Below are 11,384 nucleotides of genomic sequence, written 5' to 3'. Positions count from 1 at the left end.
CGCCGTCGACGAGCATCAGCTCCAGCAGCGCGGAGATGTTCTTCGAGTACAGCTCGGAGGCGTGCTCGGGCATGCTGGCGGGCAGGTTCAGCGGCGAGCAGATCGTCACCCCGTGCTTGACGACGGTCTGACCGGGTTCGGTGAGCTCGCAGTTGCCGCCGGTCTCGCCGGCCAGGTCGACCACCACACTGCCGGGTTTCATGCCCTCCACCGCGGCGGCGGTCACCAACCGGGGGGCCGGCCGGCCGGGGACCAGGGCGGTGGTGATGACCACGTCGAACCCCTTGATCGCGTTTTCCAGGGCCTGCTGCTGCTGCGCCCGCTCCGCCTCGGTGAGTTCGCGGGCGTAGCCGCCCTCACCGGCGGCGTCGATCCCCAGATCGAGCCACTGGGCACCGACCGAGCGGACCTGGTCGGCGACCTCGGGGCGCACGTCGTAGCCGGTGGCCCGGCCGCCGAGCCGCTTCGCCGTCGCCAGGGCCTGCAGGCCGGCGACACCGACCCCGAGGACCAGCACCGTGGCCGGTTTGACGGTGCCGGCGGCGGTGGTGAGCATCGGGAAGAACCGGGTCGACTCCGACGCCGCGAGCAGCACCGACTTGTAGCCGGAGACGTTCGCCTGCGACGACAGTGCGTCCATCACCTGGGCGCGGGAGATCCGCGGGATCGCCTCGACCGCGAACGCCTGCACCCCGGCCGTCTTCAGCGCGGCCACCTGATTGTCCTGATTGCGGGGGGCGAGGAACCCGATCAACGTCTGCCCGGCATGGAGCCGGCCCACTTCCTCGTCCGACGGCGGCGCGACCTTCACGATCACATCCGCCGACCACGCATCCCCGATCGACGCCCCGACGTCCTTATAGGCTCCGTCCGGAATCAACGCGCCCAATCCGGCACCCGACTCGACCACCACGTCGACGCCCTTGGCGATCAACGACGCCACGACCTTCGGCACCAACGCCACGCGACGCTCACCGTCGTTCGATTCCCGAACGACACCGATCGTCGGGCGCGAGGTGGACGCGCTCTGCGTTTCTTCTGACTCGGCAATCACGATCTCTCGGCTTCCTGCGCTGGTGGGTAGGCATCGCTTCACAGGGGGTGGCGATGTTCGCGTTGATGCGTCGGCTTGACGGGTTCGCCGTTGACCTTCCGGACGCTGTGGCATAGCTTACCAATAAATCAATCATTCGATCGATTAATTTGACGGAAGCGGCGTAGCTACGTGACAGCCCGTCCATGTAGCTGTTCGATGTGGAAGAGAGGAAGGATCCGAAAATGCAAGGCAAGCCTGATCGGCTCTTCGACCAGTGGACCCTTCGCGGCGTCACCTTCCGGAACCGGACTGTCGTTTCGCCGATGTGTCAGTACTCGGCCGACCAGGGTATCGCAAATGATTACCATCTTGTTCATCTCGGCCGTTTCGCTCTCGGTGGGTTCGGCCTGGTCATGGTCGAGGCCACGGCGATCAGTCCCGAGGGGCGGCTTACCTATGGTGATCTGGGCTTATGGGATGACTCTCAGATTCCGTCGTTGCGCCGTGTCGTCGACTTCGCGCACGCGTACGGCGCCCGAATCGGACTGCAGTTGGGCCATGCGGGCGCGAAGGCCGGCACACTCCCCCCATGGGTTTCCGACGAGGAACGCCCGGCCGACAGCCGGTGGGACATCTATTCGGTAACCGAAGAACCGCATTCCGCGGGATGGCAACGACCCTCTGCCCTTACCGTTGCCGATCTGGAACAGCAGCTCGACGCATGGACATCGGCAGCAAAGCGCGCGGCCGAAGCCGGGTTCGACGTCCTCGAGATCCATGCAGCGCACGGTTACCTGCTCCACAGCTTCCTATCGCCTCTGAGCAACACCCGAGCGGACGAATACGGTGGAGATCTCGAAGGGCGCATGCGCTTTCCCTTGCGCGTCGCCAAAGCTGTCCGTGAGGTGTGGCCGGCCGAGCGTCCACTGCTAGTACGTATCTCGGTCATCGACGGCGAGCAAGGCGGTATCACCATCGAGGACTCGATCGAGCTGGCGCGGCGATTGAAAGTGGTCGGAGTAGACCTCATCGACTGCTCCTCGGGCGGAATCGGCGCCTACTACAATCAGATTCGGCCCGGATATCAGGTGCAACTTGCCGCGGAGCTCCGAAGGCGCGCGGAGGTTCCAACACTTGCGGTCGGGCTCATCACCGATGCGTTACAGGCCGACGACGTCATTCGCACGGCCGCCGCCGACCTGGTGGCATTCGGTCGCGAAGCCCTCATCAACCCATCCTGGCCAGTGACCGCACGAGAAGAACTAGCCCAGTTCGGCGAAGGAGACCGATTCGACCTCCTTCCGGTGCAGAGCAAATCCTGGATCGGCAAACGCCGACGCCAGCTGGACCGCGTCACTGCCGCCGACGCCGGCGCTCCGTCACGTGAACCCGCGAACTCCACGGCCCCGAGGAGCAATTGATGACCGACTCGACGGAGCTCTCACGCCGGATCGACGAGCTGGACAGTCGTGCCGCGATCTTGGAACTCGGTGCCAGATATTGCCTCGGTATCGATCGCCGGGACCCCTCCGTATTCCTGTCCATCTGGCACGAGGAAGCGGAGTACGTCGTGGGACGCAAGAACGGTCGGTTCAAGGGCCTGGCAGAGTTGGCGAGCGCACTCGACTTCGTCGCGAACAGCTATGTGAGCACTCATCACTGGACAACGAACCACATCATCGAGTTCGACTCGCCGGACCTTGCCCGCACGGTGAGCGACTCCTTCGCGATCTGCGTCACCGCAGAGGGCAGTCCATGCCTGGTGGCCGCAACGTACGACGACGAGTGCAAACGCCGAGACGGGCAGTGGAAACTGCACGAGCGAGTGGTTAGTCGATGGTTCATCTCCGAGCCGATGGACCTTGCTCTCATCACGCCTCCCCCCGTGCGGGCGCAGGGCCATTAGGAACTCATCAACATCACTGTCATCGAACCGAGGCTCAAGTCACCGGCTGTTGCGCTGACCTTCGGCAATGGTGATCGGGCGCCGTCGAAGCTGTCGCTAGACTGAGGAAATTCGGCGACCACATCGAGAAATGCACGTGAAGGTCGCCCACTTGCGGCGCAGCCGCCGGTGGGCGCGGCCTGGACGTGAGAGGACGCGAACATGAGAAGAGGTTTGATTTGAGGACGGCGGGCTCTAGTCGTGACGAGACCTGGAGACGAGTTCGATCGGCAGGCGTCGAGCTCCTCTTCGAGCATGGCTACGAGGCAATGAACACCCGTCAGCTCGCCGAGGCGGCCGAGTTGAAGTCAGGGTCGCTCTACTACTACTTCCGCAGCAAGGAAGAGTTTCTCTATCGACTGCTGATCGACCTTCTCGAGGAGATCGTCGCAGATCTCGAGCTGGGCTTAGGGGAGATCGACCCCGATGACGTCGAGTCCCGGCTCGAGACCTTCGTTCGGATTCTCGTCAAATGGCACATCGCGCGCCACAAGGAGACGTTCATCGCCTCCATTGAGACCCGGGCGCTGTCCCGGGCCCGTCACGAGTCCTACGTCGAACTCCGGGACCGATTCGATTCCACACTGCACGAAATTCTCCGGGACGGCACCGTGCTGAACCGATTCGACATCGTCGACCTGACTATCACCCGGAATTCGATGCTCTCGATGATCACCGCTCTGTCGAGTTGGTACGACCCCCAAGGACCGTTGGGGCTCGAGGAAATCACCGCCGACTTCGTGCAGCTGGCGCGCCGCATGGTGGGACTCCCTACTCGCACCTGACGGGCACTGCCCCGAGAATGTGATGACAGGCCGAACGCCGGGTTTCAGGTACGAAACCCGGCGTTCGGCGCACGTTGAACCGGCGAAGGCGCCGGGTTCGGCGGCACTTCTTTTCTCTGTCCACGGGGGGAACTTCAGATCGCCACCGACACGACCGGGTTCGTGTATCGGTGTGGAACTGATTTCCGGCGGAGGCGTTCCAGAGCCCTTGACCACAGCACTGCGGCGTCATACAGTTATTAAATCAAGCGACCGCTCGAATAGTGAGCGAGAGCGCTGAATACGCTTCGAGGAGGCAAAATGCGGATGCGGCAGCACAAGGGCGCGGTGTTCGAGTCATCGCTGCGGCCGTTCAACGCGGACGACGTGGCTAAGTTCGAGGTAGCGAACCTTTGGCGTGAGGAAACCTTCCTGGATGACTTCCTGGTCGCGGCCGGTCGGCATCCCGATAAGGCGGCCGTGGTCTCGTACAGCAAAGGAACCGTGCTTCCGAACACCGTGACGTACGGTCAACTCGCCGCACTCGTCGATCGCTTCGCGGCGCAGCTACTCGAACTCGGAGTGCAGCCGTCCGATGTCGTCACCATTCAGGTCCCGAACGGATGGGAAGGTGCCGCCCTGGCCTTGGCGACCATGCGCGTGGGCGCCGTGCCGAACCCGATCCCCATCATCTACCGCGAGCGTGAACTCCGGTTCATGCTCGCCCACGCCGGCACCAAGGTGCTGTTCGTGCCCGAGGAATTCCGCGGGTACGACTATGCGACCATGGCGCAGGGCTTGAAAGCCGAAACGCCCACCCTGGAACATGTTTTCGTGCTCAACGCGTCGCGGGAGACGCCCGGGTGTTCGTCCTTCGAGGAGACGTTCCTAGGATCGTCGGGCCAGATCGACGCCGAGGTAAGCGAGGCACTGGATCGGCGCCGTCCCGGTTCCGACGATATCGCGATGCTCGTATTCACCTCCGGAACCACGGGCACGCCCAAGGCCGCCATGCACACCTACAACACGGCATGGTCGGGCTATCACCGCGTGGTCACCCGTGCTCTCGAACTCACCGGGGACGACGTCGCCTTCATGGCCTCCACGCTCGGCCACCTGACCGGCTTCATTCACGGCATGTTGGTTCCACTGTCGACCGGGCAGAAGATCGTCTACCAAGACGTGTGGGACGTCGAAGGATTGCTCGACACGATCGCCGTGGAGGGCATCACCTGGACGCTCTCGGCGACCACCTTCGCGCTCGACATGATCGAGACCCAGAAGCAGAGGCCCCGGACTCAGCAGACCTTCCGGGCCTTCGCCTGTGGAGGGGCCGCGATCCCCGCCTCGTTGGCAGAGTCCATGCACGAGCTGTTCGGGACCAGCCTGGTCTCGCTCTGGGGATGCTCGGAAACCGGAATCGCCTCGATCCACCAACTCGGCGCCGATGTGCACACCCTCGGGGCGAGTGACGGCTTCCGGGTTCCCTGGCAGGACGTACGGATCGTCGACGAACATGGTCAAGCGGTGCTCACCGGTGTCACGGGAAGCCTGCAGGTCCGCGGCCCCAGCGTTTTCGCCGGCTACTACAAGCAGCCTGAGCTGACTGCGGCGGCGTTCACCGCCGACGGGTGGTTCGACACCGGCGATCTCGGTCGGATCACCCCCGACGGAGGCATCCGCGTCGAGGGACGAACGAAGGACATCATCATCCGGGGCGGCCAGAACATTTCCGCAGTGGAGATCGAGAACGCGCTGTTCTCCCACGAGCACGTACAGGAAGCCGCCGTCGTCGCCTACCCCGATGAACGACTCGGTGAGCGTGTGTGTGCCGTCGTCGTGCCCGCCGGTCCCGCGCCGACCCTCGACGATCTGGTCAAGCACCTGGAGAAGGTAGGAATGTCGAAGCAGTTCTGGCCGCAGAAATTGGTTGTCACCCAGTCCCTTCCGCGCACCCCATCTGGGAAGATCAAGAAGTTCGTTCTGACCGACCAGCTCGCACAGGGCGGCCCGGTAGGAGTCGGCGGATGAGCGAACCGCCCACTCGCGAGGAGAACGACCGGCAGTGCCGGTCGTTCGCGGGTGGGCTCGTCGGGATCTGGACCTCGACGCTGGATCCACTGCCGGTACCACGCGCACTCGAGGTTGCCCGTCAGATCGAACAACAGGGCTTTGGGGCGCTGTGGTTACCGGGCGACGCCGGCCGCGACGCACTCGTCGCTGCCTCGTCCTATCTGGCGGCCACTGAACGATTGACCATCGGAACCGGGGTCGCGAGCATCTACGCACGCGACGCACGGTCGGTGGCAAGCGGACGCCGGGCCTTGTGGGAGTTGTACGGGGACCGTTACGTGCTCGGGCTGGGCGTGAGCCACCAGTCGTTCGTGGCGCGCCGAGGCCAGAGTTTCGGACCCCCGATCCCCGCGATGACGGCGTACTTGACCGAGATCGCGCACCAACCCGAACGACAGCAGGTACCCGATTCGGCGCTGACAATCCTCGGCGCCCTGGGCCCGAAGATGCTGCACCTCGCACGATCTGCGGCCGGCGGCGCACTCACCTACAACGCCACCGTCGATCACACCCGGCGCGCCCGGGCCGCGCTGGGCGCGCATTCCTTCCTCGCCGTCACCCAGCCGGCCATCATGGCCGACACCGAGAGTGAGGCGCGGAAGATCGCGAGCACCTACCTGCGGTTCTACCGCGAGCTGCCCAATTATGTGCGGCACTTCAGACGCCTCGGTTTCACCGAAAGCGATCTCGAGGGAAATGGCAGTGACCGCCTGATCGACGAACTGTTTGCATGGGGCACCGACGGAATCCGTTCCCGTGTCGCCGCGCAACTCGACGCCGGCGCCGACCACGTGGCGATCAATCTCCTCGTGGAAAATCGCGACAGCCCCCCACTCGAGGAGTGGCGGGAACTCCGCACCGCCGTCGACTGTTTCATCTCCCAAGAAGTATCCCGATGACCGCGGCAGCCATCACCGACCCCCTGGCATCGACTGAGCGCGAAGCCAACCCGCGCCGCCGTCACCGAACGCCAGCACCGCCTACCACCTCTGTGAGGAACACATGCCAACTGCAGTGATCGTCGACATCATCCGTACCGCGTCGGGAAAAGGAAAGCCTGGAGGAGCGCTGTCGACAGTGCACCCTGTCGACCTCCTGGCTAGCACCATGCGGCAGCTCCTCGCCCGCACCGGAGTGGACTCGAGCGTGATCGAAGACGTCATCATCGGATGTGTGGGTCAGGTAGGGGACCAGGGCGTCAATGTCGCCCGGTCAGCGGTACTCGCCGCCGGCTTCGCCGAGTCGGTCCCGGCAACGACGATCGATCGACAGTGCGGTTCCAGCCAGCAAGCGGTGCACTTCGCCGCCCAGGGTGTGCTCGCCGGCGCCTATGACGTCGTCATCGCCGGTGGCGTCGAGTCGATGAGCCGCGTCCCGATGTTCTCCGGAATGCACGGCGGCGACCCGCTCGCACCCTTGAGCGTCCGCTATCCCGACGGACTGGTGAACCAGGGCATAAGCGCGGAACTCATTGCCGCACGGTGGAAGATGTCGCGCACCGAACTGGACGACTACGCGGCGCGGTCACACGAACGGGCCGCCGCCCACGCGTCCTCCGGCGCCTTCGACACCGAAATCGTTCCCATCGACCGAGCGACGGACGACGACCACACCACCCAGCACCTGCGCGATGAAACCGTGCGCGCATCCACCACCGCCGAAGGCCTCGCCGGGCTACGCCCGTCCTTCTTCGACGCCGCCCTCGAACAGCGGTTCCCGGAGATCAGCTGGTCGGTCACACCCGGCAACTCCTCGCCACTGACCGATGGTGCCTCCGCGGCACTGATCATGAGCGAAGAACGGGCGCAGGCACTCGGTCTGACACCACGCGCCCGCTTCCACACCTTCGCCGTCACCGGATCGGATCCACTGCTGATGCTGACCGGCGTGATCCCGGCGACCGAACTGGCACTCAAACGATCCGGTCTGAACATCGACGACATCGACGCCTTCGAGGTCAACGAGGCATTCGCACCCGTGCCCCTGGCCTGGCAGCGCGAGTTCGACGTGGATTCGGCCAAGCTCAACCCGCGAGGCGGAGCGATCGCGCTGGGCCACCCACTGGGCGCATCCGGAACACGGCTGCTGGCCACCCTCGTCAACCACCTCGAGGCCACGGGAGGCCGCTACGGCCTGCAGACCATGTGCGAAGGCGGCGGAATGGCGAACGCCACCATCGTCGAGGTGCTGTGAGCGGCGGGTCACCGCAACAAATGACCGTCGTCGACGAGCGACCTGCCCCGATCAATCACCCATCCGGTGATCGCACCATCGGGCGCGACGCTCCCGAATACCGCAGACTCGAGGAGAATGCATGAACACGAGAGTGCTGATCACCGGAGCCAGCTCCGGGCTGGGCGCCGGCATGGCGAAAGCGTTCGCTGCGCGCGGCTGTGATCTGGTTCTGACCGCTCGCCGCCTAGAACTGCTCGAGAAGGTCAAGACCGAGATCGAGCAGCAGTCCCCGGGCAGACGCGTGCTGATGCACCAACTCGACGTCACCGACCACGACGCCGTCTTCGAGGTGTTCGCGAAGTCGGCCGCGGAGATGGGAGGACTCGACCGCATTATTGTCAACGCCGGAATCGGCAAAGGCGGTCGAATCGGCGGCGGGCGGTTCGCCGCCAACCGGGACACCGCCCTGACGAATTTCGTTGCCGGCATCGCCCAGTGCGAGGCGGCGATGGAGCTGTTCTACCGTCAAGGCACCGGCCATCTGGTGGTGATGTCGTCGGTGACCGCTGGACGTGGCCTGCCCGGACCGATGAACGTGTACGCGGCGACGAAAGCCGCGCTCGCGCATCTGGCTGAGGGTATCCGCTCGGACGTCAGGGCCAAGCAGGTGCCCATCAAGGTGAGCACCATTCGGCCCGGGTACATCGAGTCGGAAATGCAGGACCGGACAGGGAAGCGGCACCCCCTGCTGGTCGAGGCCTCCGCCGGTGCGGCGTCCCTCGTCCGGGCAATCGAACACGAAGTAAAGGACGCCTGCGTGCCCTGGTGGCCCTGGACCTTCTTCGAACTCGTGCTGCGGATCGCCCCCGATTCCCTCGTCAAGAGCATTCTCTGAAAATCCCAGACAGACGGCCCTCACGAGCCCCCTTCGAAGCAGGTGAAAAAGTGATCGAACAATACGTGTCAGTGAAAAGGTGCGGGGAGACCGCGGTCGTAACGATCGACAACCCGCCGGTCAATGCCTTGCACCCGGATGTCGCCGACGCGATCGCCCGCGCCGCGGGCGAGGTAGAGAAGGATCGCACCTACCGGTCCATGATCCTCACCGGACTCGGCAAGTGTTTCGTCGCCGGCGGCGACATCCGGTACTTCACCAGCATCGACCGCGCCGGTGCAGCCCGGATGGCGCTGCGGGTACAGGCCATGCAGGAAAAACTGTTCTCCCTCCGAGTGCCGGTGATCGCCGCGTTGAACGGCCACGCCCTCGGCGGAGGACTCGAGCTCATGCTCGCCTGCGACTTCGCGATCGCCGAGGAACACATCAAAATCGGCGTCACCGAGGTGCAGCTGGGGTTGATCCCAGGAGCCGGGGGCACCCAGATGCTCTTCACCGCCCTCCCTTCCGGTACAGCGAAACGGATGCTGTTCACCGGCGACAGAATCAGCGCCGAGGAAGCCCAACGGGTCGGTCTCGTGGATTCGGTCTGCCCCTCCGGAACAGTCGTCGAGGCGGCACTCGAGGTCGCCGAGCGGATCAACAAGGCCGGCCCTCTCGCCGTGGAAGCCGCGAAACGCTCGGCCAATCACCGACTTCGTCACTCGCTCGACGAGGGACACCGACGTGAGGTGGACATCTTCTCCGCACTGTTCGACACCGACGATCACCGCGAGGGCATCACTGCCTTCCTCGAAGGACGAGCCCCGCAATACCAGGGCCGATGAAGGAGTCCGTTATGAGTTCATCCGATAGTGTCGCGGTTGTGTCCGGCGGAGGCGGCGGCATCGGGGCGGCCGTGTGCCACACCCTGGCCAGCGCCGGCGCGCACGTATGCGTGGTCGACATCGACCCCTCCGGCGCCGAGCGGGTGGCCAAGGAACTGGCGGCCGCGGGACTGAGCGCCTCCGCGCACACCGGTGACGTCTCCCGTCGCGAGTACGTCGATGGTCTCGCTGCGGACGTCACCAAGCAGTTCGCCGCCCCCACGGTGCTGGTGAATCTGGCCGGCGCGGTGCGCAACGCCGTGCTGTCGAAGATCACCGACGAAGATTTCGCTCTCGTTCTCGACACGCACCTGAAATCGACCCTGAACACCCTGCGCGCCTTCGCACCCGGGATGAAGGAGCGTGGATTCGGCCGCATCGTCAACACCAGTTCGATCGCCTCCCGCGGAACAGTAGCGGGTATCAGCTACAGCGCGGCGAAGGCCGGGATCGAAGGTCTCACGCGGTCGGCCGCCATCGAACTCGCCCGCCACGGAATCACGGTCAACTGTGTCTCACCCGGGGTCATCGCGACAGGGATGTTCCTGTCCACCCCAGCAGAGTTCCGTGAGGAACAAACCTCCAAGATTCCGATGGGCCGGGCCGGCACGACCGAAGAAATCGCCGCGTGCGTCGAGTTTCTGACCTCTCCCGGGGCGGGTTATATCACCGGGCAGACGCTCGTCGCCTGCGGCGGACTGTCGGTCGGAGCCTTGAAGTGAACGAAAACAACTTAATCCCAACGTAGTTCGGCACTGACAACCGATTGCCGCCCGCTCGACCCTTGTTTCCACGGCCTTCCCGTGGTTACACTAATCGAACGGTCGCTCGATAGAATGGTGAATCCATGAAGCTCTCAGTCGTACACATCAACTCCCAGCAGGGATCCGAGTCGTACACGAAGCTGGTCAACGAAGTTTTCGACAAGTACAAGCGGCCGGACACCGAAATCGTTCATCGATGGGCCAAGCTCAAGCGCGCCGCCGACACGGTGTTCGGCTACCCGTATGCCCTCAACGCCGTCGACGTCGTCCACAACATCTCCGAGGCCGGGCGTGACGGTGTCGACGGTTGCATGGTCGCCTGTACCGGCGACCCGGGCGTGATCGAAGCACGCACCCTCGTCGATGTCCCGGTGGTGGGACCGTGGGAGGCCTCGTTGCACTTGGCCTCGATGTACGCCTACCGCTTCGGGGTCATCACGGTCGAAGATCGTGCCTGGGCGGAGGTATGCCACAGTCTGGTCGCCAAGAGCGGGCTGCTCGGCCGCTGCGCCGGGGTGCAGCGCATCGACATTCCCTCCGCGGAAGCGTTCACGGACGGTTTCACGAATCCGGAGAAGGTTGCTGCCGAGCTTGACAAGCAGGCCCACAAACTCGTCGACCAGGGTGCCACCGCCATCGTCCTGGGCAGCGCGGGGCTGAGCACCATCGCCTCCGCGGCCGGGTACACCCAGGTCTCGGGCCTGGACGTGCCGGTGTTCGACGCCTTGGTCATCGGCCTCAAGACCCTCGAGATGCGGGTGGATCTCACCAGCAAGGGAGGGCTTCTGCCCACGAGCCGTGCCGGCTACACCAAGCGTTTCGCCGACAAGGACGCCGATCGTGTCCGTTCCCTCTTCGGTCTCTGA

11 protein-coding genes are annotated in these 11,384 nt (G+C 64.5%); 10 read left to right on the top strand and 1 reads right to left on the bottom strand.

From position 1 onward, the window contains the following. Positions 1-1,051 (bottom strand): NAD(P) transhydrogenase subunit alpha (locus tag MLGJGCBP_RS47835; RefSeq protein WP_160103990.1); only part of this gene is annotated, 1,051 nt, incomplete at its 3' end. 203 nt (positions 1,052-1,254) lie between these two features. Here MLGJGCBP_RS47835 and MLGJGCBP_RS47830 point away from each other — a divergent pair. From MLGJGCBP_RS47830 to MLGJGCBP_RS47785, 10 genes are all read left to right on the top strand, one after another. Then, positions 1,255-2,457: an NADH:flavin oxidoreductase/NADH oxidase gene (locus tag MLGJGCBP_RS47830; RefSeq protein WP_201453201.1), complete on the top strand. Its 1,203-nt coding sequence runs from the start codon at positions 1,255-1,257 to the stop codon at positions 2,455-2,457. Continuing rightward, the gene (locus tag MLGJGCBP_RS47825; protein WP_160099144.1) at positions 2,457-2,942 is read left to right on the top strand and encodes a nuclear transport factor 2 family protein; all 486 of its coding nucleotides are present in this window, start codon (positions 2,457-2,459) and stop codon (positions 2,940-2,942) included. The genes MLGJGCBP_RS47830 and MLGJGCBP_RS47825 overlap by 1 nt, the downstream gene beginning before the upstream one ends. Before the next feature lie 185 nt (positions 2,943-3,127). Beyond that, positions 3,128-3,766, top strand: a complete 639-nt coding sequence (locus MLGJGCBP_RS47820; RefSeq protein ID WP_268960776.1) for a TetR/AcrR family transcriptional regulator — start codon at positions 3,128-3,130, stop codon at positions 3,764-3,766. A gap of 300 nt (positions 3,767-4,066) precedes the next feature. Then, entirely contained in the window at positions 4,067-5,776 is a 1,710-nt protein-coding gene (locus MLGJGCBP_RS47815) for an AMP-binding protein (RefSeq protein WP_160099148.1), read from the top strand. After that, positions 5,773-6,717, top strand: coding sequence for a TIGR03620 family F420-dependent LLM class oxidoreductase (locus MLGJGCBP_RS47810; RefSeq protein WP_160099150.1), 945 nt, complete (start codon positions 5,773-5,775; stop codon positions 6,715-6,717). The genes MLGJGCBP_RS47815 and MLGJGCBP_RS47810 overlap by 4 nt, the downstream gene beginning before the upstream one ends. A 103-nt stretch (positions 6,718-6,820) precedes the next feature. Continuing rightward, the gene (locus tag MLGJGCBP_RS47805; RefSeq protein WP_160099152.1) at positions 6,821-8,011 is read left to right on the top strand and encodes a thiolase family protein; all 1,191 of its coding nucleotides are present in this window, start codon (positions 6,821-6,823) and stop codon (positions 8,009-8,011) included. A 121-nt stretch (positions 8,012-8,132) separates the two neighbouring features. Then, complete coding sequence (locus tag MLGJGCBP_RS47800; RefSeq protein ID WP_160099154.1) at positions 8,133-8,888, top strand: SDR family oxidoreductase; 756 nt, start codon at positions 8,133-8,135, stop codon at positions 8,886-8,888. A gap of 50 nt (positions 8,889-8,938) precedes the next feature. Then, positions 8,939-9,715 carry an enoyl-CoA hydratase/isomerase family protein gene (locus tag MLGJGCBP_RS47795; protein WP_160099156.1) on the top strand — a complete coding sequence of 259 codons (777 nt, stop codon included), beginning with the start codon at positions 8,939-8,941 and terminating at the stop codon, positions 9,713-9,715. Between the two features lie 11 nt (positions 9,716-9,726). After that, on the top strand, positions 9,727-10,476 hold the full coding sequence (locus tag MLGJGCBP_RS47790; RefSeq protein WP_160099158.1) for an SDR family NAD(P)-dependent oxidoreductase: 750 nt from the start codon (positions 9,727-9,729) through the stop codon (positions 10,474-10,476). Between the two features lie 125 nt (positions 10,477-10,601). Beyond that, on the top strand, positions 10,602-11,384 hold the full coding sequence (locus MLGJGCBP_RS47785) for an aspartate/glutamate racemase family protein (RefSeq protein ID WP_160099160.1): 783 nt from the start codon (positions 10,602-10,604) through the stop codon (positions 11,382-11,384).

Origin of the sequence: Rhodococcus sp. T7 (assembly GCF_009872365.1) — a bacterium.
Lineage (GTDB): Bacteria > Actinomycetota > Actinomycetes > Mycobacteriales > Mycobacteriaceae > Rhodococcus_F.
The sequence above is the reverse complement of the archived record's forward strand: the minus strand, read 5'-3'. Positions and strand labels throughout refer to the sequence as shown.